The sequence below is a fragment of the Kribbella sindirgiensis genome, from assembly GCF_004331435.1.
GTDB classification, from domain to species: Bacteria; Actinomycetota; Actinomycetes; order Propionibacteriales; family Kribbellaceae; genus Kribbella; species Kribbella sindirgiensis.
The window spans coordinates 33,238-55,052 of record NZ_SJKA01000020.1; the positions used below are offsets into that span (position 1 = coordinate 33,238).

A 21,815-nucleotide genomic window follows, 5' to 3' on the forward strand; every position below is an offset into this window, starting at 1 on the left:
TGTGACAGTAGTGCTGTCACGATGGCCAGGGTGACTCGTTATGATCTCCGCCATGTCGGAAGTGGCGGGGGCAGAATCACTGAGAGGCGTGACCCTGACAGTTGACGAACTGTCGACCCGGGTCGGGATGACGGTGCGCACGTTGCGGTTCTATGCGGGGCGAGGGCTGATTCCGCCGCCGATCCGGCGTGGCCGGGTCGGGTACTACGGGCCGGAGCACATCGCGCGCCTCGATCTGGTGCGGGAACTGCAGGCGCACGGGTTCACCCTGCAGGCGATCGAGGGGTACCTCGACCGGATCCCCACCGACGCGACACCGCAGGACATCGCGCTGCACCGGACCCTGCTGACGCCGTGGATGCGCGATCTCCCGGAAACACTCGATCGAGCAGCGCTGGTACGGCGTACCGGCCGGGAGCTGAGCGACGACGACATCGAGATGCTGGTGGCGCTCGGGGTGGTCGAGCCGACGCCGGACGAGGACGTGTTCCAGGTCGCGACCGCGCATCTGAGTCTCGGCGTCGAACTGCTCGACCTGGACCTCCCGGTCGAGGCGGTCCTGGACGCCGGCCGGATCTTCACCGAGCACGGCCGCGCGATCGCGGAGGAACTGACCGAGGTCTTCCGCACCAAGGTCTGGCCGCACTACCGCGACTCGGGCGGCCCTCCGGAACACATCCAGCAACTGGTCGAGCGCTTCAAGCCCGTCACCATCCAAGGTCTGGTGCTGGCGTACGAACGAGCCGTGGGCGAAACTCAGCGCGACACCATCCGCCGGACCCAGCACAAACCCCGCTAGCCCGGGGAGTTGGAGATGCGGAGGTAGGTGAGCCCGCGGAGGTCCAGGTACGTGTCATTCGTGGTGGTGACGACGCGCAGCAGCACGCCGTCGCACCCGGCGCAGCGGGCGACGAGACCGGGCGCGTCGACGTACAGACGGGCCTCCGCGAACACGCCGGTCCGGCCGCAGCCGTTGCACTGCCCGACCGCGGCGGTGATGTCGACGGCGAAGAACTCGCTCAACGCGCCTGCCGCCGCATTGCCGTCGAGGTAGTTGGCTTGAGTCATCCGAAACGCTCCGTTCTGACACGGGCCGGGTCGTGGCCGGCCGCGACCAGCAGGTCCGCCACCGTCTCCACGAACGGCGTCGGTCCGCACACGTACGTCGTCGCGCCGTCCTCGGGCTTGAACACGTACTGCTCGATCAGGTCCGCGTCGATCCGCCCGACCCGCGGCTCCCCGGCCGGGGCCTCCCGCGTGTACACGAGCCGTACGTCGACATCGTCCGACGCGGCCAGGTCCTTCAGATCGCTGACGTAGATCACCGACTCCGGCCGCCGCACGGAGTACAGCAGCCGAACCGGCGTCGTACCGGCATCGGCGTGCGCGCGCAGCATCGCCCGCAACGGCACGACCCCCGATCCCCCGCCGATCAGCTGCACCGGCCCTTCCTGCTCGGGCTTCCACACGAACCACCCGCCGACCGGCCCGCGGATCTCCAGCGGATCCCCGGCCTTCAGCACCTCGACGAGGTACGGCGACACCTCACCGCCCGGCACCTGCTCGACGGTGAGCTCGATCGTGTTCGAAGACGACACCGACCACGCGGACGCGATCGAGTAGGACCGCGACGCCCGGTACCCGTCCTCGGCGGTCAGCCGTACGTCGAGATGCTGCCCCGCGAGATGCCCCGGCCAGTCCGGTACGTCGAGCACGATCGTGCGAGCCGTCTCGGTCTCCCGCCGTACGTCGGCCACCGTGGCGACCTGCCACATCAGTCGCCGGCGTATCGCTGTTCTTTCCATGGGTCTCCGTACTCGTGATAGCCGGCGGTCTCCCAGAAGCCGAGGTCCTCGGTGTCGGACAGCACCAGGCCCCGGACCCATTTGGCGCTCTTCCAGAAGTACAGGTGCGGGACGAGCAGCCGGGCCGGTCCGCCGTGCTCCGGGTCGAGCGGCTCACCGTCGTACTCGTAGGCGATCCAGGACTGCCCGTCCAGGAGGTCGTCGAGCGGCACGTTCGTGGTGTAACCGCCGTAGCTGTGCGCCATCGCGAAGTCTGCCCCGGTCTCGACGTCCGCGAGCAGTGTGTCGAGCGAGACGCCCTTCCACGTCGTCTGCAGTTTGGACCACCGGGTCACACAATGGATGTCCTTGGTGATCTCCTCGGACGGCAACGCCATCAGCGCCGCCCAGTCCCACTTGTACTTCTCGCCGCTCTCCGTGGTGACCGTGAACTCCCAGTGGTCAGTCAGGATGTGCGGCGTCGGTCCGGCCGACAGCACCGGAAACTCGTGCGTCAGGTACTGCCCGGGCGGCAGATCCTTCCCACCCCCGCGCCGGCCCGTGAATCCTGACGACACGATCCCCATGACGACCTCCCTCGGCTCCTGGACGAAGTCAATCACGACGACTTGCCCACTGGGAGAGCCGCGCGGCACAACCAGGACTAGAATGGATCGCGAGAGCGCCGGCCCCGGACCACGGTTCGCGCACCGCGGTATGCCCGGGGAAGGACGGCGGAATGAGCATCGCGACATCGGGTACCGGTCGCTCCTAGGCGGCTGGACCGGTGGAGCTGGGGACCACATGGCGCGGCCGCGAAGAGTCTGTCGGTGACGCGCGCGCTATGAACAACATTTCGATGCTCCGGCCGCTAGGGTGGGCCATCCGCCCGATGGCGGTTCGAGTCTGGACGGATTGGGTGGATCACGACCGCAGCGCGAGGGTGTGGGGGGCAATCCGAGCCGTTTCGAACGGCGGGGCTCCTTCGTTGGCACACGCCGTGGCAGCCTGCGCACAGGCACTCTCCGCGGCAGGCGCCGGGCTCGCGATGACACGCGACGGCGGGCTGCTGGAGCCGGTGCTGGCCACCGCCTCGGAGATTGGTGAGCTGGACGAGTTGCAGTTCGAGCTCGGTGAGGGGCCGAGCGGTGACGCGGCCGCCATCAACGCGCCGGTGCTCGAGCCGGACCTTGCCGGGCTCGCAGCCGGCCGGCGGTGGCCGGCGTTCGCCGCGGGCGCCGGTGACCGGGGCATCCGCGGCGTCTTCGCGTTCCCGGTCTCCGCCGGAGCCGCGAAGGTCGGCGTGCTGACCGTTTACCGGCGGGAGCCGGGATCGCTGCAGGTCGAGCAACTGGAGGATGCGCTGACGTACGCCGATGCGCTCTTCGTGCTCGCCCTGGACGGTCGTCAGGGCATCAGCACGGATCTGGACGAGGTGATCGAGGCGGCCTTCACGGCTCGCCGGGCCGAGGTCCACCAGGCCGCGGGCAGACTCGCCTCCCAACAGCGCATCAGCGTCACCGACGCGCTGTTGCGGCTGCGCGCCCACGCGTACGGCAGTGGACTGTCGTTGTACAAGGTCGCCGTCGACGTGATGGCCGGTCGTCTGCACCTGGACGGTGACCTCGCCACCGGCGGTCATCCACCGCACCGGCCAGACCCGACAGACCCCGAACAGGACGAGAAGGAACAGGAGGAGGACTGATGAGTGCATCCGACCGTAGAGTGCGCGAGGTGTTCATCGAACTGTCGGACACGCTCGTCGACGACTTCGATGTCATCGAGTTCTTGGACCGGCTCGCCGCCCACTGCAGCGAGCTTCTGGGGGTATCGGCCTGCGGCATCCTGCTCGCCGATCATCACGGCGCGCTGAACCTGGTCGCGGCCTCCACCGAACAGGCGCGGCTGGTCGAGCTGACCCAGTTGCAGACCCGCCAGGGCCCGTGCTTCGAGGCGTTCACCACCGGCCACCCGGTGCAGCACGCGGACCTGCGGAATGCCCGCGCACGCTGGCCGCGCTTCGCCGCAGCCGCTGTCGGCGGCGGCTACCTTTCGGTGCAGGCGCTGCCGATGCGTTTGCGCGACACCGTCCTCGGGGCAGTGAATCTGTTCAGCGCGACCACCGGGGAACTTGATGCCGACACGATCACTCTGGGGCAGGCACTGGCAGACGCGGCCACGATCGGCATCGTGCACCAACGTGCGCTGGCCCGGCAGGAGGTCGTCACGGAGCAGCTCCAGAACGCACTGAACAGCCGGATCCTGATCGAGCAGGCGAAGGGATTCCTCAGCCACAGCCTCGACATCGATGTCGACGAGGCGTTCGCGTTGATGCGTTCGTACGCCCGGGCGAACAATCGCCGGCTGACCGACGTCGCCGACGACATCGTGCAGGCCAGACTCACGCTGACCCGGGCGCCAGACAGGGCCTAGTTGTCACGAGCCGTGGTGGCCTACCGCCTGACGAGTTACGCTGATCGTGCCTGTTCGGGCATGCCCAAGACCCCGGCGCCAGGTGTGTCGCGCCACGGGAGGGGTTGGGCACGACACACGGTGATACCCAGCAAAGGTCGCTCGCACCGCCTTGGCTGGTGATCAGGCGCAGGACCCGTCGCAACGGCGCCACCCGCGTGCGCACCGAGCGACGGTTCCCCTGCGTCTAGGTCCTGTCTGGTAATCCAGCGCCGTCGCGAGGAGGTGCTCGGTGCGGTGCATCGGCGCGCGGGGGCGAAGGTCTCGATGCGGAGCATCGTGGCCTTTGCACCCGTGCGGCGAGGTGCCGTGCCGAGTGCCCCGCAGTAGGCGATGGATTACCAGACAGGGCCTAGATGCCCATCGTTCTTCCGATGATTTCCTTCATGATCTCGGTGGTGCCGCCGTAGATGGTCTGGATGCGGGTGTCCAGGTAGGCCTTGGCGATCGGGTACTCGGTCATGAAGCCGTAGCCGCCGTGCAGCTGCAGGCACCGGTCGACGACCTTCTTCTGCAGCTCGGTGGTCCACCACTTCGCCATCGCGGCCTCCGCGACGGTCAGGGTGCCGGCGTTCAGCTCCTGGATGCAGCGGTCGACGAACACGCGGGCGATCTGGGTCTCGGTGGCGAGTTCCGCGAGGACGAAGCGGCTGTTCTGGAACGATCCGATCGGACGGCCGAACGCCTTGCGGTGCTGCACGTACCGCAGTGTGTCGTCGAGGATGTTCTCGCAGGCGGCGGCCGCGACCACCGCGATCGTCAACCGCTCCTGCGGCAGCTTCTCCATCAGGTAGACGAAGCCCTTGCCTTCTTCGCCGAGCAGGTTGTCCACCGGCACCCGGACGTCGTCGAAGAACAGCTCCGCGGTGTCCTGTGCCTTCAGGCCGATCTTGTCCAGGTTCCGGCCGCGTTCGAACCCGGGCATGCCGCGCTCGACCACGATCAGCGAGATCCCCTGCGCACCGGCGTCCGGGTTTGTCTTCGCCACGACGATCACCAGGTCGGCGAGAATCCCGTTCGAGATGAACGTCTTCTGCCCGTTCAGCACGTAGTGGTCGCCGTCGCGCCGCGCGGTGGTCTGGATCCCCTGCAGGTCGCTGCCGGCTCCGGGCTCGGTCATCGCGATCGCGGTGATCGTCTCCCCGGAACAGAACGCCGGCAGCCAGCGGGCCTTCTGCTCCTCGGTCGCGTAGTCCAGCAGGTACGCCGAATTGATATCGGTGTGGATGGTGAAGCCGACCCCGCTCGCGCGGACCCGGGTCAGCTCCTCGATCAGCACGGTGTTGAACCGGAAGTCGCGCGCGCCGCCCCCGCCGTACTGCTCCGGCATCATGAAGCCCAGCAGACCCGTCTGGCCGGCCGCGGTCCAGAGCTCGCGCGGGACAATCCCGGCGTCCTCCCAGCTGTCGTGGTGCGGGACGATCTCCTTGTCGCAGAACGACCGGACTGTCTCCCGGAAGGCGTCGTGATCGGCGTCGAACAATTGACGTTCCACAGGCGGGTTCCTCTCAGTTCTGCACGGCTGCGCCGGACTGCAGCAGGTCGTCGATATCGGTGATTCCCCAGTCGGTCAAGGCTTCCCGGGTGTGCTCCCCCGGCTTCGCGGGCGGCCGGTCCAGGCTGGTGGGCGTCCGGTCGAAGCGCGGTGCGGGAGCCGCCTGCCGGACGCCGTCCCGGTCCACAAAGATGCCTCGGGCAACAAGATGCGGATGGTCACCGGCGAGCGGAAGCACTGGCGCCACACACGCATCAGAGCCGTCGAAGAGTTCGGTCCACTCCTCCTGGGTCCGCTGTCGGAAGGTCTCGGCGAGCTGCTTGCGGAGGGCCGGCCAGTTCGCCGGGTCGTTCCGGTCCGGCGCGTCCAGGCCGAGTTTGCCGATCAGCTCGGCGTAGAACTGCGGCTCCAGCGCCCCGACCGCCACATGCTTCCCGTCCGCGGTCTCGTACACGTCGTAGAACGGCGCGCCGGTGTCGAGCAGGTTCGTCCCCCGCTCCTGCCGCCACGACCCGGCGGCGAGCGCACCGAGCAGCATCGTGGTCAGGTGCGCCGAGCCGTCCACGATCGCCGCGTCCACGACCTGTCCCTGCCCGCTGCGTTGCGCCTCGTGCAGCGCCGCGAGTACGCCGATCACGAGGTACAGCGATCCGCCCGCGAAGTCACCGAGCAGGTTCGCCGGCACCTGCGGCGGCCCGCCGGCGCGCCCGATGAGATGCAGCGCGCCGGACACCGCGAGGTAGTCGATGTCGTGCCCGGCCGCCTGCGCGAGCGGACCGTCCTGTCCCCACCCGGTCATCCGCCCGTACACCAGCCGCGGATTGATCCCATGACAGTCCGCGGGCCCCAGTCCGAGCCGCTCGGCCACCCCGGGCCGGAACCCTTCGACCAGTACGTCGGCCTGCGCGACCAGCCGCCGTACGACGTCGACCGCGGCCGGCTGCTTCAGGTCCAGGGCTGCACTCCGGCGCCCGCGGTTGACCAGATCGAGCTCAGGCGGGCCCATCGACATCCCGCCGCCGGGACGATCGATCCGCAGCACCTCGGCGCCGAGCTCGGCGAGCATCATGCACGCGAACGGCGCCGGACCGAGCCCGGCCAGCTCGACCACCTTCACGCCCTCCAGTGGACCCATGGGCGCTATTGTGACAGTTTTACTGTCACAGTCGTCAAGTCATCTTGCGAACTCCTAGTAGCGCACTGGCAGGCACCACGAACATCAGCGTCACGACCGTCCCGAGCACGATCGACCAGCCGACTTCGCCGTGCTGCAGATGGCTGAGGTGGAAGATCATGTGCGGCAGCGCGAACGCGACGTACGCGAGCAGGGCGACGCCCGCGAGGTAGCGTTCGGGCCGGATCGCCGCGGCGGCCAGCACGATGGCGAGACCGAGCGACGCGCTGCCGAAGTCGCGGAACGCGTGCTCGCTGAACGGCGGATCCCAGTCGACAGTCGGCACGTTGTCGTAGAAGGACTTCGGCAGGAACGTCAGCCAGGCGCCGAGGAACAGCTGGAGCGCGGCGAAGATCACGAGCACGGCGCGGACGTAGGTTCTCATCCGAGGTGCTCCGCGAACGTGATCCGCCCGTACGCCGGCCCGTCCACCATCGCCTCGCCGTTCGCGAACGCGCGGAACACCTTGCCGCCCAGACGCGCGCCGAGGATCGGGCGCCGAGAGCCCTTCGCCCGCTTCCAGAGGTGGGCCAGCTCCGGCACCGACAGGCGTTCCGGCCCGCCGATGTCCGGGGCCCGCCCCTTCACCGGGGGCTCGCCGACCAGTTCGGTCAGCCGGGCGGCAACGTCCTCGGCGGCGATCGGCTGCATCATCATCTTCGGCGCGATCACGACCGGGAGGTACCGCTGGGCGGCGAAGACGCGATCGACCAGGGCGTGGAACTGGGTGGCGCGTTGGATCGTGTACGGCACCCCCGACTCCTCGACCAGCCGCTCGACCTCGAGCTTGGCCCGGTAGTACCCGAGCGGGATCCGGTCGATCCCGGCGATCGACATCACCACGAGGTGCTTCACCCCCGCCGCGGCGGGGAGCAGGTTCCGGGTCTGCTGCGCGTCCTTGCCGCGGAGACTGGTGGCGAGATGCACGACCACGTCGGCACCTTCGAGCGCGGCTGCCAGCCCTTCGCCGGTCGTGAGGTCGGCGACCACACGGTCGGGTCCGGCCCGGCGGCTGAGCACCTTGACCTCGTGTCCAGCCGCACGTAACGCGATCACGGTGGGCCGGCCGAGGTGGCCGGTCCCACCGGTGACGAGAAGGGAAGTCATCCTGATGTCCTTTCGGTTCACCAGGAGAGATCGGACAGCCTCCCGATTTGTGACACCTGGGCGGCAGCGAAGGCGAGCTTTTCCGGATTCATCACGAACCGGAGAGCGCTGACGCCCTGCGGCCCGGCCTCCACGAAGCACACCGCCATCAGCCCGTCGGGACTCTCGGCGACCAGGACCGGCTCGCCGTTCGCCTCCGCGAACCGCAGGACGAAACCCACGCCGAACTTCTGCAGCGTCCCGATCAGGTACCGCGCCACCAGGGTCCGGCCGACGACCGGGTTCCGGGCCGCGATCACCTTGCCGCCGCCGTCCGCGGTGGAGACAACATCCTCGGCCAGCAGGCGTTCGAGCTGCTCGATCTCGCCCGACTGCGCCGCCGCCAGGAAGCGGCCGACGAACTCCCGCCAGCCGGCCCGGTCGACCGGCTGCCGGCGCGGTGAATCGGTAGTCACCCGCTTGCGTGCGCGGGACAGTAGTTGCCGGGCGTTGGCGTCCGTCGTCCCGATCAGCTCCGCCACCTCGCGATGGCTGTACCCGAACGCTTCGTGCAGGACGTACGCCGCCCGCTCCGCCGGAGTCAGCGCCTCCAGCAGCAGTAGCAGCGCGAACGACACCGAATCCCGCTGGGCGACGACCTCCAGCGGCTCGAGCGCGTCGAACTCGGACCGCCCTGTCAGCACCGGCTCCGGCAACCACTCGCCGACGTACAGCTCCCGCCGCGCTCGCGCCGACGTCAGCTGCTTGATCGACAAGTTGGTGACGACCTTCGCCAGGTAGGCATCAGGGTTCCGCACCGTCGCCCGGTCGGCATCCTGCCAACGCAGCCACGCGTCCTGCAGAATCTCTTCGGCATCGGTCGCCGTGCCGGTCATCCGGTACGCGATCCCGAACAACCGGCCCCGCAGACGTTCGAAGTCCTCCACGCGCTCAGTCTGTCAGCAGTCGCTCACGGACCTCGAGTTCGGTGAGCTCGATGAGCCGCCAGCCGCGGTGGCCCGCGTTCGCTTGACCTTGCGCAACCTTGGTCACGAGCCGGACGACGTGACCGGGGGCAGCGTCGGCGTACTCCGAGCCGAGCCGCACGGCGAGCTGCCGCAGAGCGGCCTCAGTGCGAACGATGTCCGCGAGGTTCATTGGTGCGCCACCAAGGCAAGCAGCTCCACGACCCCCGGGCCAGGTTCCCGTCCGGGAGCGGGAGCAGGCTCTGCTTCCCGCAGCCCGCTGGCGAGCAACTGGGCCGCGACCTCGGTCGGCAGACCAAGAAGGTCGGCGACGTCGTCACAGCTGTGATCTCCGAGCTGGACCAGCGCAAGCACGGCCCGCTGATGCTGCGCAAGCACTCGCAGCCCGACGATGACGATGCTCCCGACAGTGCTGTCGAAACGATCGCGCTGCGGCCTGCCGTCGATCCGGTCGCTGACGGCTCCGGCACGCAGGCAGTGCAAATAGGTCAGGCGTGCCAGCTCGTGGCGTGACGGGAGCAGCCCGCCGTCCGGCCGGGGTGGTCTCGCACAGTAGGCAGTGATCACGTCGACCACGACCGTTTGCGCAGCGGCTGCGTCGCGCAGAATCGTCGCAGCGATCCAGCGCAGTTGGTCACCGTGAGCCGACCAGATCCGCACGAAGGTATCGCCGGCATCGGACGCGCTGTTCATTTTCCCCCTGGACCACCCGCAGCGACCGATCGTCGCCAGGGGCAGGGGCGCGCTCGGTGTTCACCGTAGCACCGCCTGTGCGCAGTGACCAGGTAGTCACATCCGGCTTCAGGACTGGCGGAACGTCTCGGCCGCTCGCTGGATCTTGGCGTAGAAGTCGGACCACCCAGCCTCGTCGAGCATGTCCGCGTCCCGGCCGCCCTGGCCGTCGATCAGTTCGCGGACGATGTCCGCGTGACCGGCGTGGTGCGCGGTCTCGTCGACGACGCGGACCAGCAGCGCGCCGAACGTCGTACCGCGCTCGCCCTCGGCCCAGTGCGGCACCTCGGCCGGGTGGTCCAGGTCGAGTTCGGCGATCGAGCGGTCGCTGTGCGCGCAGGCCTCGCGGTAGAGCCCGGTGATGTACTCCGTCGACTCCTCCGGCTTCGCCCACATGTCGGCGCCCTGCCACACCGATCCGTCCGCCTCCCACGGCAGTACGTCGGCCGGCGGGCGGCCCACGCTCGTCCCGAGGTACACGTACTCGATGCCGACCAGATGCTTCACCAACCCGAGCAGGTTGGTCCCGGACGGTACGAGCGGACGCCGCCGGTCGTACTCACTGATCCCGTCGAGCTTGGCCAGCATCAACGCACGGGTGTCCTGGAGGTACTGCTGCAGGTGGGATTTCAAGGTGCTCCTGGTGGGATGAACGGGACCGGTGGTGGGCCGTGCTCGATCAGGTGCAGGAGCGCGGCGGTGTCGGCGTACTCGTCGATCATGTCGGCCAGGCGGTCCAGCCGTTCCTCGCGCAGGCCCGCGAACGAGACCGAGCCGTCGGGCGCAGGTTTGCCGGTGAGCGCGGCGACCTCGGTGAGGAACGCGTGCCGCGCGGTGTCGTCGTCGAGCAGCCCGTGCCAGATCGTGCCCCACGTGGTGCCGCTGCGGCAGCCACCCGGGAACTCCTCGGCGGCGCCGATCACGTCGACGACGCCGTGGTGAATCTCGTACGCCGTCGCCGCCGGCCGCGCCAGCGTCTTCTCCCGGGCGAAGGTGGTTGCTACCGGCAACAGCCCGAGACCGGTCGACGACCCGCCCGACTCGACGCCGTACGGGTCGGAGATCGTCGCGCCGAGCATCTGGTAGCCCCCGCAGACGCCGAGCACCGGACGCCCCGCCGCGACCCGTGCCGCGACCGCGTCGGCGAGACCGAGCGACCGCAACCACTCCAGGTCGGAGCTGGTCGCGCGCGAGCCCGGCAGGACGACCAGGTCGGCGTCGCGGACCTCCCCCGGGCTCGTGGTGAAGAACACGCTGTTCGTCGGCTCCACCGCGAGCGCGTCGAGGTCGGTGAAGTTGCTGATCCGCGGGAAGCGCACCACCGCGATCGTCAGCAGGTCGCCCGGTGCAGTACGACGTACCGGGATGTCCAGCGCGTCCTCGGAGTCCAGCCACAGCTCGGGAAGCCACGGCAGTACGCCGTACGTCGGGCGGCCGGTGACCGAGGCGAGCATGTCGATCCCGGGCTGCAGCAGCGAGACGTCGCCGCGGAACTTGTTCACCAGGAACCCGCTGATCAGGGCCTGGTCGGCGGCGCCGAGCAAGGCGACCGTCCCGAACATCGACGCGAACACTCCCCCGCGGTCGATGTCGCCGACCACGACAACCGGCGCTCGCGTGTGCTGCGCGAGTCCCATGTTCACGTAGTCCGACTGCCGCAGGTTGATCTCCGCCGGACTGCCCGCGCCCTCACTGATCACCACGTCGTAGCGAGACGCGAGATCGTCGTACGCCGCGAACGCCGCCTTCGCCAACTCCGTCCGCTCGGTCAGGAAACCGCGGGCGGACAGCTCACCCCACGGCTCGCCCATCAGGACGACGTGGCTGCGCCGGTCGCTGCCCGGTTTGAGCAGCACCGGGTTCATCGCGGCCTCGGGCTCGGCGCCGGCGGCAACGGCCTGGATCCATTGCGCGCGGCCGATCTCGGTGCCGTCCGCGCAGACCATCGAGTTGTTCGACATGTTCTGCGCCTTGTACGGCGCGACCCGCACGCCCTGCCGCGCCAGCCAGCGGCACAGCCCGGTGACGACGGTCGTCTTCCCGGCGTCGGACGTCGTCCCGGCGATCAGCAATGAACCCACGCCGTCATCTTAGGGTTCCTGGTCGCGCCGCTTCCGGTCGACGATCCGCTCGGCCTCCGCGACCCGCCCGTGCGTCATCAGCCAGCGCGGGCTCTCCGGGATGTGCCGACACGAGACTCGGTATCGCCTTGCCGTGCGCCAACGCGTGCTCGCTGCTCATCCTCGCTCCTCCCGGCCCGTGGTTGTCCTGTGGCTGCCGAAGCCTTGCGGCCGGTGCCCCCGGGGTGACGATCCGCGAACCCTGGGTGAGCGTGGCTAGAGTTGCGGACATGGAGAACGAGATCGAGGTCGTGGACGCGAAGGACCACAGCCGGTACGAGGCGCACGACGCCGACGGCACCCTGATGGGCTTCGTGGACTACCGCCTGCACGAGGGCGTCATCATCTTCCTGCACGCCGAGACGCTGCCGGACTTCCGCGGTCGCGGCGTGGCCGGGACGATCGCCGTCAAGTCCCTCGAGGACGCCCGCGACGCCGGGCTCAAGGTGCGCCCGGCCTGCCCGTTCTACCAGTCGTTCCTCGAGGAGCACACCGAATACGCCGACCTCGTCAAGGAGCCGCAGTCGTGACGGGGCCGGTGCTGGGCAAGCTCGAGTGGAAGCCCGCCGCCGAGGTGCCGGAGCTGCTCGCGGCGCCGGTACGGGACGCGCTCGGTGCGCTGCCGGCGTACGCGGCCGGGATCGACGCGGAGCTGGCCGACACCGCGGCCTTCTGCGCGCAGTACGACGTACCGATGGCCGCCTCGGCGAACTGTGTCGTCGTGCTCGGCAAGCGCGGCGGCGAAGCGTCGTACGCCGCGGTGCTGGTGCTGGCCACCGACCGGGCCGACGTGAACGGCGTGATCCGCAAGCACCTCGGCGTCCGGAAGATCTCGTTCGCCGCGCAGGACGACGCCGTCGGCTCGACCGGCATGGAGTACGGCGGGATCACGCCGATCGGACTGCCCGCGGACTGGCCGGTGCTGGTCGACGAGGCGGTCGTGCAGGCCGGGCCGGTGGTGATCGGCAGTGGGATCCGCGACTCGAAGATCCTGATCGACGGCTCCGAGCTGGCGAAGTTGCCGACCGCAACCGTGCTGGATCTCGCCCAGCCCTGAGCAGCCCTGAGCCCGGCTTCGGCCCTCTCCGGACGCTCGTTTCCTCGTCAGACATCTCGTGCGGCGGCGGACTCATCGGGCGATACCTGTGGACAGGCGGTAGCATCACCCGCTGGAATGGGTGCGTGGCTGGGCGTAGGTCGGAGTGAGTGAGCAGACGGTGAGCGGCGGCGACGGTGGGCCTACGGCGCTGCGCATCATGCTCGGTGGGCAGTTGCGGCGGATGCGTGAATCCGCCGGGATCAGTCGTGCCGACGCGGGCTGGCAGATCCGGGCGTCGGAGTCCAAGGTCAGCCGGATGGAGCTCGGCCGGGTCGGGTTCAAGGAACGCGACGTCAGCGACCTGCTCGAGCTGTACGGGATGGCCGACGAGGACGAGCGCTACCGGTTGATGGAGCTGTCCCGGGCGGCGAACAACCCGGGCTGGTGGTCCCGGTACGGCGACGTGATGCCGAGCTGGTTCGCGAACTACGTCGGGCTCGAGGTCGCCGCGACACTGATCCGGACGTACGAGGTGATGTTCGTCCCGGGCCTGCTGCAGACCGAGGAGTACGCGCGGGCCGTCGTACAGATGGGCAAGTCGTTCCTGCCGCATCAGGAGGTCGACCAGCGGGTCGAGCTGCGGGTGACCCGGCAGCAGATCCTCACCCGGCCGAACCCGGCCCGCCTGTGGGTCGTCATCGACGAGTCGGTGCTGCACCGGCCCGTCGGCGGCGAGGACGTGATGCGGGCGCAGATCGAGCACCTGCTGAAGTGGTCGGCGCAGCCGAACATCACGCTGCAGGTGATGCCGTTCAGCAGCGTCGGCTACCCGGGCGCCGGCGGCGCGTTCAGCCTGCTGCGGTTCCCGGACGGCGACCTGCCGGACATCGTGTACATCGAGCACGCGGCGAGCGCGGTCTACCTGGACAAGCTCGAGGAGGTCGACGAGTACGTCGCGATCATGGAAGGGCTGACGATCTCCGCGGCCCCGGTGTCCGCCACCGAGGGCCTCCTGGAAGAGGCCCTCGCGCGGATGTGAGCGTCAGGCGACCTTCAGGTCGACCTTGATGTTGCCGCGGGTGGCGTTGGAGTACGGGCAGACCTCGTGCGCCTTGGCGACGAGCTCCTCGGCGGCGGCGCGGTCCCCGACGCCCGGCAGGCTGACCACCAGGGCGACCTCGAGGCCGTAGCCGGCGCCGCCGTTGATCGGGCCGATGCCGACCTCGGCGGTGACGGTCGAGCCGCTCACGTCGGCGCGAGCCCGGCGGGCCACCACCTGGAGCGCGCTCTGGAAGCAGGCCGCGTAACCGGCCGCGAACAGCTGCTCGGGGTTGGTGCCGTTGCCGGTGCCACCCATCTCGGCCGGCGGCGCGACGACGACATCCAGCTTGCCGTCGTTGCTGGCGACCTTGCCGTCGCGGCCGCCGTGCGCGGTGGCGTGGGCGGTGTACAGAACCTTCTCTACTGCGACAGTCATCGTGACTTCTTCCTAGTGGGAGGGATCCAGGACGAGCTTGCCGACGGTGCGGCGGGCTCGCAGGTCTTCGTGGGCGGAGGCGACGTCGGACAGCGCGTACTCGCCGCCGACGACCGGTCGGAGCTTGCCGCTCGCGGTCAGGTCGAACAGCTCGGCCAGCGGACCGCCGAGCAGCTGCGGGTTCGCGAAGCAGTCGGCCAGCCAGAAGCCGGCGATCGTCTTCGAACCCTTCATCAACCGGCTCGAGTCGATCGGGGCGGCCGCCTGCCGGGACGCGGCACCGAACGTGACCAGGCGGCCGAAGCGGCCGAGCGCGGCGAACGACTCGTCGAACGTCTGACCGCCGACCATCTCGAGCACGATGTCGACGGGCTTGCCGCCGTTGGCTTCGAGGATGCGGTCCTTCAGGCCTTCCGGCGTACCGTCGATCGCGGCGTCGGCGCCCAGGTCGAGGACCTGCTTGCGCTTCTCCTCGGTGGAGGCGGTTGCGATCACGCGGCCGGCGCCCCAGAGCTTGGCGAGCTGAACCGCGAGCGAACCGACACCGCCGGCACCGGCGTGCACCAGGACGGACTCCCCCGGCTGCAGATGCGTCGACGTCTTGAGCAGGTGCCACGCGGTGGTGCCCTGCAGAACGAGAGCGAGCGCCTGGCCGTCGGTGACGCCTTCCGGAACATCCCAGGCGTACGGCGCGTGCGCGACGGTCTGCTCGGCGTACCCACCGGAACCCACCAGCGCGACCACGCGGCGGCCGTCCTCGGTGCGCCCGACGACCTCGCCGCCGGGGATCAGCGGGAGCTCGGTCTTGGACAGGTAACTGTTCTCGACCTGGTGGGTGTCGGCGTAGTTGATCCCCGCGCGGTCGACCGCGATCAGGACCTGCCCGTCGCCGGCGACCGGCTCCGGGACATCGCTGATCTTCAGGACCTCGGGTCCACCGAACTCGGTGATCTGAATGGCTCGCATACGCCGTACTATACACTGTACGTTAGGAGCATCGAAGGGAGCTGGGTCACATGGCCGGGTCTGATGGCTAGGACACCGCGGAACACGCTGAGCGCGGAACTGATCGTGCGCACCGCACTCGAGCTGATGGAGGCGAAGGGCACCGAGCAGTTCAGTCTGCGCGGCGTGGCCGCCGAGCTCGGCGTGGGTCCGATGGCGCTCTACACCTACTTCCGCAACAAGGACGAGCTGTACGACGCGGTCCGCGACCACCTGATGGGTCTGCTGCCGGACGTACCACGGGACGTGCCGTGGCCGGACCAGGTGCGCGCGGTGTGCGGTTCACTGCGGGTCCTGATGCTGCAACATCCTTGCCTCGCGCAACTACTGGCGAGCCGGCCGCTGGCCGGGCACGAGACCGCGCGGGTCGCCGAGGGCCTGCTCGGCGTCCTGCGTTCGGCCGGGTTCGACCCGGAGACGGCGGCGCGGACTCACACGACCCTGTTCACCTACGTGCTCGGGGCCGTGACGTGGGAGATCCAGATGGCGGCCGAGCGGCGTGACCCGGAGGCGTGGCGACGACTGCGGACGACGATGGAGTCGCTGTCGGCACGGGAGTTCCCGACCGTCGTCGAGCTCGCCCCCGAGCTCGCGCGAACGACCGGCGGCGACGAGCAGTTCGACTACGGCCTCGACCTGCTGCTCGCGGGCCTCAGAACACCATCGTGACGATGGCCAGCACGCCTATGCAGACGATGAGCGCACGGAGGGCGATCGGCGGGAGTTTGCGGCCGTAGCGGGCGCCGATGAAACCGCCGATGGTCGAGCCGACCGCGATCAGGCCGGCCGCGAGCCAGTCGATGTCGTGCACGATCACGAACAGGATCGCGGACGCGGTGTTCACCACCGTGGCGAGAACGTTCTTCAGACCGTTCATCCGCTGCAGGTTCGAGTCCAGGCCGAGGCCGAGGATCGCCATCAGCAGCACGCCTTGTGCCGCACCGAAGTACCCGCCGTACACACCGGTGGCGAAGACGGCCGGGATCACCCACCAGGCGCCGCGGTGCTGATGCGCCGGCACGCTGATCCACTTCGACAGCCACGGCTGGAAAGCGACCAGCACACAACCGAGCAGGATCAGGACCGGTACGACGGCGTGGAACGCGGAGTCGGGCAGCGTGAGCAGCAGCACTCCGCCGAGGATGCCGCCGGCCAGTGACGCCGGCACCAGACGGAACAGCCGGCCGCGCTGCCCTTCGAGCTCGCGGCGATACCCGATCGCGCCGGCCGCCGTGCCGGGGGCCAGACCGACCGTGTTGCTGACGTTCGCCAGCACCGGAGGGATGCCGACGGCAAGTAACGCGGGGAAGGTGAGCAGCGTGCCCGACCCCACCACGGCGTTGATCGTTCCCGCGCCCATCCCCGCCAGCAGGACGAACACCGCCTCGAACCATGTCATCGCTGCAGAACTCTACGCACCCGACCACACCCCCCGCCGACAAGTCCACCCGTTGAACCCCAGCCGACCCTTCGTTACGTCCGAATCGTTACGTCCGAAGAAGTGGCGGCACGTCCCTCGACATCTTCGGACGTAACGAAGCCTCCCCGAGGTTGTCGGGGAGGCTTCGGTGGGTCGGTCAGCGTTGCGGGGGTTCGGCGGCCGGCGGCTCCTGGGAAGGAGCCGGGGCCGGCGGCGGGATCGACGGCGAGCTCGGCGCGGCCTGGCTGCGGCTGCTCACGGCCGCGGACTCGGCGGCGGCGATCGCCTCGCGGACCGCGTTGTCGGCCTCGGCCACCGCGGCCGGTGCGGCGCTGTCGATCTCCGGCACCTGGCCGTTGTCGAGCTGCGGAGCCTCCCAGTTGCCCTCGGCCTGCTGGGCGATCCCGGCCACCTGGCCGACCGCGCTGCCGAGACCCTTGAGCGCGTCGCCGATCTCGCTGGGCACGATCCACAGCTTGTTCGCGTCGCCCTGGGCGATCGACGGCAGCATCTGCAGGTACTGGTACGCGAGCAGACCCTGGTCCGGCTTGCCGGCGTGGATCGCGTTGAAGACCGTGGTGATGGCCTGCGCCTCACCCTGCGCCTTCAGGATCCGGGCCTGCCGCTCGGCCTCGGCGCGGAGGATGCGGGACTGCTTGTCACCCTCGGCGGTGAGGATCGCGGACTGCTTCTGGCCCTCGGCGGACAGGACGGCCGACTGCCGCATACCTTCCGCGGTGAGGATCGCGGCGCGCTTGTCCCGGTCGGCGCGCATCTGCTTCTCCATCGAGTCCTGGATCGACGGCGGCGGGTCGATCGAGCGCAGCTCGACGCGGTTGACGCGGATCCCCCACTTGCCGGTCGCCTCGTCCAGCACGTACCGGAGCTTCTCGTTGATCTCCTCACGCGAGGTCAGCGTCTGCTCCAGGTCCATACCACCGATGATGTTTCGCAGCGTGGTCATGGTGAGCTGCTCGATGGCCTGGATGTAGTTGGAGATCTCGTACGTCGCCCGGACCGGGTCGTTGACCTGGAAGTAGATGACGGAGTCGATCGACACCATCAGGTTGTCCTCGGTGATGACACCCTGCGGCGGGAACGCGACCACCTGCTCGCGCATGTCGATGGTGTAGCGGACCTTGTCGACGAACGGGGTCAGCAGGTTCAGGCCCGGCTGCAGGCCGGTCTTGAACTTACCGAACCGTTCGACGATGCCGACGGTCTGCTGCTGCACCACCCGGACGGACTTGACCAAGGTCACGATCACCACCAGGGCGACCAGTGCCAGGACTATGAGGAACGCGGTCACTCGACCCTCCACTCGAACCCTCGGACCGGCAGTCTGCCGCCCTACCTCCGACACTACTGCGAGTAGGGGACCACTCAACGGTCAGGACTGCGGCGGGTCCTGCGGTTTCGGCGGCTCGCTGGTGCCGAGCTGGTGGTGCAGCGGATCGCTGACCGGGTACACGACCGCGGTCGCGCCGTCGATCGACATCACCTCGACGCGCGTCCCCGGGGCGATCGTCGACACCTCGTCGTACGGGCGGGCCGTCCACAGCTCGCCGCCGAGCCGGATCGAACCGCCGCCGTCGGGGTGGATCTCCTTGACCACGACGCCGGACTTGCCGATCACGTGGGCCGAGCCGGTCTTCAGCTCCTGGCCGTGATGGATCTTCCGGACGATCATCGGCCGGATCGCGACGAGCATCGCGGCGGCGGTGATCAACCCGACGACGATCTGCAGCCACAGCAGCCCGGGAAGGAACGCCGCGACACCGGCGGCGGTGAGCGCACCGGCGGCCAGCATCAGCAACGTGAAGTCCAGCGAGGCCAGTTCGGCCAGGCCGAGGACGGCCGCGATCGTCAGCCACGCCGCCCACAGATTGTCCCGCAGCCAGTCCATCATTTCCCAAGCCTATCTACCCCGGGGGCTTTCAAGCAGATGTTGGACGCGTCGACATCCTCCACCGCTCCCCCACCCAGCGCATTTGCCTGGCTAACCCACCAATTCGGGGGTTCCTGACCCGCAACCAGAGTGCAGAACCCCCAAGTTGCTGGGTCTGCCAGGCAAATTGGTGGGTGAGCCAGGCAAATTGGTGGGTGAGCCAGGCAAATTTGGTGGGGTCAGAGGGCGCGGGCGGTGTAGCGGCCGTCCTCCTGCTTGAGGGTGAGGGCCAGGTCGAACGTCTCGCTGAGGGTCTCAGCGGTCAGTGCCTCGTCCATCGGACCGGCGGCGACGATCCGGCCCTGCTTGAGCAGCAGGGCGTGGGTGAAGCCGGGCGGGATCTCCTCGACGTGGTGGGTGACCAGCACCATCGCGGGTGCGCCGACCGCGGTCGCGATCGAGCTGAGCGAGCGGACCAGTTGCTCGCGTCCGGTCAGGTCGAGACCGGCCGCGGGCTCGTCCATCAGCATCAGTTCGGGATCGGTCATCAGCGCGCGGGCGATCTGGACGCGCTTGCGCTCCCCTTCGGACAGCGTGCCGAACGTCCGGTCGGCCAGGTGCGCGATCCCGAGCTCGGCCAGCAACGCGTTGGCACGTTCGTGATCCAGTTCGTCGTACTCCTCGATCCAGCGGCCGAGAACGGCGTACGACGCCGACATCACGACGTCGGACACCCGCTCGCTCCTCGGCAGCCGGTCGGCGAGCGCGGCGCTGGTCAACCCGATCCGCGGACGCAACTCGAAGACGTCGACCGCACCGAGCACTTCACCGAGCAGTCCGGCGACCCCGGCGGTCGGGTGCAGCTGGGCGGCGAGGATCTGCAGCAGCGTCGTCTTGCCGGCGCCGTTCGGCCCGATCACGACCCACCGGTCGGCCTCGTCGACCGCCCAGTCGATCCCGTCGAGCAGCCGCGACTCACCGCGGACGATCGTCACCCCCGCCAGCTCCACCACTGCAGTCATGGTCAAAACCTAAGGGGTCGCGGTTGCCGACCTGTTGCCGGGTGGTGCGAGACTTGCGGGCGTGCTGACGACCTCTGCCTCGGTTCGGTTCACGGTGTGGACCAACGCGATGCTGACCGGTGCCTGCGACCCCGACACCGCCGCGCAGAAGATCCTCGGTGACGACGTCGGTCATCACGTCGCCGGCCTCGCCGGGCATCCCGAGCCGGCCACCCTGCCGGTCGCACTGAATCTGCTGCGCGCCGCGGGCACGACACAGGCGCACCTCGCCTTGCCGGTGCCGGGCGACCCGATCGGCCTGGCCGGACCGCCGCCGTTCAACGAGGCCGCACTGGAGACCGGCGAAGCCGTCGTCCTCACGGGGCCGGAGCTCGGCCTCGTTCCGGCGTACGTCGGTCCCGCGGTGCAGTGGACCGTGCTACCGGCTGCTTCGCCGCTGCCTGCCGACCTCGGTGAGGCGGACCGCGGGTTGCGGTTGGCGCTGATCGACGCGGCCGAGTCGTTGGCCGCTCTGGACGTGGCGCGATGGAAGCCGGAGGTCGCGGACGCGCTGATCGACATCCGGCGGATCGGCCAGGGACGCGGTGACGATCTGGCGCCGGGGTACGAGCCACGCGCTGTGAAGGCCGCGGCAACTGCCCGGCGCTGTTTGGCGATCGCGGATGCGGCACTCGAGGACGATGGTGCGGCGGTGACCGGGGCGGAGGCTGATGCCCGGCGGCGCGCGCTGCTCGGCCTCGCGGCGGCCGCCCGCCGAGCTCTGGTCGCCGCCTGCGCACCGCCGCTCCTCGCCTGATGCGCGCCTCGTTCATGCCTGAGATCTGGACCGGACACCGGACCGTCATCTCATTTAGGTAGCGTTTGGGTTCGATGACTGAGCTCAGTGAGGTTGAGACCGCGTCGGCCGACCGGCCCACGTTGCTGGTGACGTTGACGGGCAGCGACCGGCCAGGGCTGACGTCCGCCGTGCTGTCGACGCTCGCGACCCGCGGGCTCGACGTGATCGACGCCGAGCAGGTCGTGCTCCGGGGCCGGCTGGTGCTCGGCGTACTGCTGTCCGCGCCGCGGGACCACAAGAGCCTGAAGGAAGAGCTGAAGGCGCTCGCCTCCGTCCTCGACGTCGACATCTCGGTGAAGAAAGGTGTCGGCGACAACGAGCCGCGGCGCAAGGGCCGCAGCCAGGTGACCGTGATCGGCCACCCGCTGTCCGCGGCCGGACTCGCCGCGGTCGCCGGCCGGATCGCCGACACCGGCGCCAACATCGACCGGATCAGCCGGATGGCGCGGTACCCGGTGACCGCGATGGAGTTCGCCGTCTCCGGCGCCGATCCCGAGGCGCTGCGGACCGTCCTCGCGCAGGAAGGCGTCCGGCAGGGTCTCGACATCGCCGTCCAGGACGGCGGGCTGTACCGGCGCGCGAAGCGGCTGATCGTGATGGACGTCGACTCGACGCTCATCCAGGGCGAGGTGATCGAGATGCTCGCCCACCACGCCGGCCGGCTGGCCGAGGTCGCCGCCGTCACCGAACAGGCGATGCGCGGCGAACTGGACTTCGCCGACTCGCTGCGGAACCGGGTCGAGGCCCTCGAAGGACTGCCCGCGTCGGCCCTCGACGAGGTGTACGCCGCGATCGAGCTGGCGCCCGGTGCGCGCACGCTGGTCCGCACGCTCAAGCGGCTCGGGTACCAGTTCGCGATCGTCAGCGGCGGGTTCAGCCAGATCACCGACAAGCTGGCCGCCGAGCTCGGTATCGACTACGCGAAGGCCAACGAGCTGGAGATCGTCGACGGCGTCCTCACCGGCCGCGTCGTCGGCGAGATCGTCGACCGCCCCGGCAAGGCGACCGCGCTCCGCCAGTTCGCCCAGCGGTCCGGTACGCCGTTGTCCCAGACGGTCGCGATCGGCGACGGCGCGAACGACCTCGACATGCTGGCCGCCGCCGGCCTCGGTGTCGCGTTCAACGCCAAGCCGGTGGTCCGCGCGGCCGCCGACACCCACCTGAGCGTTCCGTACCTGGACACGATCCTCTACCTGCTCGGCATCACCCGCGAGGAAGTCGAAGCCGCCGACGCGGAAACCCCTGCCTGATACAGCCTGATACGGCACGATCGGGGC

At 69.3% G+C, this 21,815-nt stretch carries 27 protein-coding genes; 9 read left to right on the plus strand and 18 right to left on the minus strand.

From position 1 onward, the window contains the following. Positions 1 to 88: 88 nt before the first annotated feature. The gene (locus E0H50_RS36125) at positions 89 to 799 is read left to right on the plus strand and encodes a MerR family transcriptional regulator (protein ID WP_238151595.1); all 711 of its coding nucleotides are present in this window, start codon (positions 89 to 91) and stop codon (positions 797 to 799) included. Here E0H50_RS36125 and E0H50_RS36130 read toward each other — a convergent pair. Genes E0H50_RS36130 through E0H50_RS36140 form a run of 3 tightly spaced genes read right to left on the minus strand, consistent with a single transcriptional unit; the run spans position 796 to position 2,371 of the window. Next, positions 796 to 1,068 carry a DUF6510 family protein gene (locus tag E0H50_RS36130; RefSeq protein ID WP_131295519.1) on the minus strand — a complete coding sequence of 91 codons (273 nt, stop codon included), beginning with the start codon at positions 1,066 to 1,068 and terminating at the stop codon, positions 796 to 798. The two genes, E0H50_RS36125 and E0H50_RS36130, sit on opposite strands and share 4 nt — an antisense overlap. Next, a complete protein-coding gene (locus E0H50_RS36135; protein WP_131295520.1) occupies positions 1,065 to 1,805 on the minus strand; it encodes a ferredoxin reductase in 741 nt (246 codons plus the stop codon). Before E0H50_RS36135 ends, E0H50_RS36130 begins: the two co-directional genes overlap by 4 nt. Then, entirely contained in the window at positions 1,775 to 2,371 is a 597-nt protein-coding gene (locus tag E0H50_RS36140) for a sulfite oxidase-like oxidoreductase (protein WP_131295521.1), read from the minus strand. The genes E0H50_RS36135 and E0H50_RS36140 overlap by 31 nt, the downstream gene beginning before the upstream one ends. Before the next feature lie 461 nt (positions 2,372 to 2,832). On the opposite strand from E0H50_RS36140, the gene E0H50_RS36145 reads away from it, so the two are divergent. Further along, a complete protein-coding gene (locus E0H50_RS36145) occupies positions 2,833 to 3,489 on the plus strand; it encodes a GAF and ANTAR domain-containing protein (protein ID WP_131295522.1) in 657 nt (218 codons plus the stop codon). Further along, the gene (locus E0H50_RS36150; RefSeq protein WP_131295523.1) at positions 3,489 to 4,217 is read left to right on the plus strand and encodes a GAF and ANTAR domain-containing protein; all 729 of its coding nucleotides are present in this window, start codon (positions 3,489 to 3,491) and stop codon (positions 4,215 to 4,217) included. The genes E0H50_RS36145 and E0H50_RS36150 overlap by 1 nt, the downstream gene beginning before the upstream one ends. A 391-nt stretch (positions 4,218 to 4,608) precedes the next feature. Here E0H50_RS36150 and E0H50_RS36155 read toward each other — a convergent pair whose 3' ends face one another. The 9 genes from E0H50_RS36155 to E0H50_RS36195 all read right to left on the minus strand — a co-directional run bounded on the left by E0H50_RS36155 (position 4,609) and on the right by E0H50_RS36195 (position 11,810). Beyond that, positions 4,609 to 5,751, minus strand: coding sequence for an acyl-CoA dehydrogenase family protein (locus E0H50_RS36155; RefSeq protein ID WP_131295524.1), 1,143 nt, complete (start codon positions 5,749 to 5,751; stop codon positions 4,609 to 4,611). A gap of 13 nt (positions 5,752 to 5,764) precedes the next feature. Continuing rightward, positions 5,765 to 6,886: a CaiB/BaiF CoA transferase family protein gene (locus tag E0H50_RS36160; protein ID WP_131295525.1), complete on the minus strand. Its 1,122-nt coding sequence runs from the start codon at positions 6,884 to 6,886 to the stop codon at positions 5,765 to 5,767. A 34-nt stretch (positions 6,887 to 6,920) separates the two neighbouring features. Next, on the minus strand, positions 6,921 to 7,310 hold the full coding sequence (locus tag E0H50_RS36165) for a DUF4345 family protein (RefSeq protein WP_131295526.1): 390 nt from the start codon (positions 7,308 to 7,310) through the stop codon (positions 6,921 to 6,923). After that, the gene (locus E0H50_RS36170; RefSeq protein WP_131295527.1) at positions 7,307 to 8,032 is read right to left on the minus strand and encodes an SDR family oxidoreductase; all 726 of its coding nucleotides are present in this window, start codon (positions 8,030 to 8,032) and stop codon (positions 7,307 to 7,309) included. The genes E0H50_RS36165 and E0H50_RS36170 overlap by 4 nt, the downstream gene beginning before the upstream one ends. Positions 8,033 to 8,049: 17 nt before the next feature. After that, positions 8,050 to 8,958, minus strand: a complete 909-nt coding sequence (locus E0H50_RS36175) for an RNA polymerase sigma-70 factor (protein WP_131295528.1) — start codon at positions 8,956 to 8,958, stop codon at positions 8,050 to 8,052. A gap of 4 nt (positions 8,959 to 8,962) precedes the next feature. After that, complete coding sequence (locus E0H50_RS36180) at positions 8,963 to 9,169, minus strand: hypothetical protein (protein ID WP_131295529.1); 207 nt, start codon at positions 9,167 to 9,169, stop codon at positions 8,963 to 8,965. Continuing rightward, a complete protein-coding gene (locus E0H50_RS36185) occupies positions 9,166 to 9,690 on the minus strand; it encodes a hypothetical protein (RefSeq protein ID WP_131295530.1) in 525 nt (174 codons plus the stop codon). Before E0H50_RS36185 ends, E0H50_RS36180 begins: the two co-directional genes overlap by 4 nt. Positions 9,691 to 9,798: 108 nt before the next feature. Next, positions 9,799 to 10,362, minus strand: a complete 564-nt coding sequence (locus tag E0H50_RS36190) for a DinB family protein (RefSeq protein WP_238151596.1) — start codon at positions 10,360 to 10,362, stop codon at positions 9,799 to 9,801. Then, positions 10,359 to 11,810 carry a cobyric acid synthase gene (locus E0H50_RS36195; protein WP_131295531.1) on the minus strand — a complete coding sequence of 484 codons (1,452 nt, stop codon included), beginning with the start codon at positions 11,808 to 11,810 and terminating at the stop codon, positions 10,359 to 10,361. The genes E0H50_RS36190 and E0H50_RS36195 overlap by 4 nt, the downstream gene beginning before the upstream one ends. A gap of 269 nt (positions 11,811 to 12,079) precedes the next feature. Between E0H50_RS36195 and E0H50_RS36200 the strand changes: the two genes are divergently transcribed. From E0H50_RS36200 to E0H50_RS36210, 3 genes are all read left to right on the plus strand, one after another. Then, positions 12,080 to 12,379, plus strand: coding sequence for a GNAT family N-acetyltransferase (locus E0H50_RS36200; protein ID WP_131295532.1), 300 nt, complete (start codon positions 12,080 to 12,082; stop codon positions 12,377 to 12,379). Continuing rightward, positions 12,376 to 12,906, plus strand: a complete 531-nt coding sequence (locus E0H50_RS36205; protein ID WP_131295533.1) for a YbaK/EbsC family protein — start codon at positions 12,376 to 12,378, stop codon at positions 12,904 to 12,906. The genes E0H50_RS36200 and E0H50_RS36205 overlap by 4 nt, the downstream gene beginning before the upstream one ends. A 199-nt stretch (positions 12,907 to 13,105) precedes the next feature. After that, on the plus strand, positions 13,106 to 13,927 hold the full coding sequence (locus E0H50_RS36210) for a helix-turn-helix domain-containing protein (RefSeq protein ID WP_131295596.1): 822 nt from the start codon (positions 13,106 to 13,108) through the stop codon (positions 13,925 to 13,927). 3 nt (positions 13,928 to 13,930) lie between these two features. On the opposite strand, the gene E0H50_RS36215 is transcribed toward E0H50_RS36210, so the two are convergent. Continuing rightward, positions 13,931 to 14,365 (minus strand): organic hydroperoxide resistance protein, encoded by a 435-nt coding sequence (locus E0H50_RS36215; RefSeq protein ID WP_131295534.1) that lies wholly within the window; start codon positions 14,363 to 14,365, stop codon positions 13,931 to 13,933. Between the two features lie 12 nt (positions 14,366 to 14,377). Further along, positions 14,378 to 15,331, minus strand: coding sequence for a quinone oxidoreductase family protein (locus E0H50_RS36220; protein ID WP_131295535.1), 954 nt, complete (start codon positions 15,329 to 15,331; stop codon positions 14,378 to 14,380). A gap of 63 nt (positions 15,332 to 15,394) precedes the next feature. Here E0H50_RS36220 and E0H50_RS36225 point away from each other — a divergent pair, with 63 nt between their 5' ends. Beyond that, positions 15,395 to 16,039, plus strand: coding sequence for a TetR/AcrR family transcriptional regulator (locus E0H50_RS36225; RefSeq protein ID WP_238151597.1), 645 nt, complete (start codon positions 15,395 to 15,397; stop codon positions 16,037 to 16,039). Here E0H50_RS36225 and E0H50_RS36230 read toward each other — a convergent pair. From E0H50_RS36230 to E0H50_RS36245, 4 genes are all read right to left on the minus strand, one after another. Beyond that, positions 16,023 to 16,769: a sulfite exporter TauE/SafE family protein gene (locus E0H50_RS36230; RefSeq protein ID WP_131295536.1), complete on the minus strand. Its 747-nt coding sequence runs from the start codon at positions 16,767 to 16,769 to the stop codon at positions 16,023 to 16,025. The two genes, E0H50_RS36225 and E0H50_RS36230, sit on opposite strands and share 17 nt — an antisense overlap. A 178-nt stretch (positions 16,770 to 16,947) precedes the next feature. After that, entirely contained in the window at positions 16,948 to 18,099 is a 1,152-nt protein-coding gene (locus E0H50_RS36235; protein WP_131295537.1) for an SPFH domain-containing protein, read from the minus strand. An 81-nt stretch (positions 18,100 to 18,180) separates the two neighbouring features. After that, on the minus strand, positions 18,181 to 18,699 hold the full coding sequence (locus E0H50_RS36240; protein ID WP_131295538.1) for an NfeD family protein: 519 nt from the start codon (positions 18,697 to 18,699) through the stop codon (positions 18,181 to 18,183). A gap of 218 nt (positions 18,700 to 18,917) precedes the next feature. Next, a complete protein-coding gene (locus E0H50_RS36245) occupies positions 18,918 to 19,700 on the minus strand; it encodes an ABC transporter ATP-binding protein (RefSeq protein WP_131295539.1) in 783 nt (260 codons plus the stop codon). Between the two features lie 61 nt (positions 19,701 to 19,761). Between E0H50_RS36245 and E0H50_RS36250 the strand changes: the two genes are divergently transcribed. Both E0H50_RS36250 and serB read left to right on the plus strand, forming a co-directional pair. After that, entirely contained in the window at positions 19,762 to 20,496 is a 735-nt protein-coding gene (locus E0H50_RS36250) for a hypothetical protein (protein WP_238151598.1), read from the plus strand. Between the two features lie 74 nt (positions 20,497 to 20,570). Further along, positions 20,571 to 21,788, plus strand: a complete 1,218-nt coding sequence (serB, locus tag E0H50_RS36255; protein WP_131295540.1) for a phosphoserine phosphatase SerB — start codon at positions 20,571 to 20,573, stop codon at positions 21,786 to 21,788. The last annotated feature ends 27 nt before the right edge of the window (positions 21,789 to 21,815 follow it).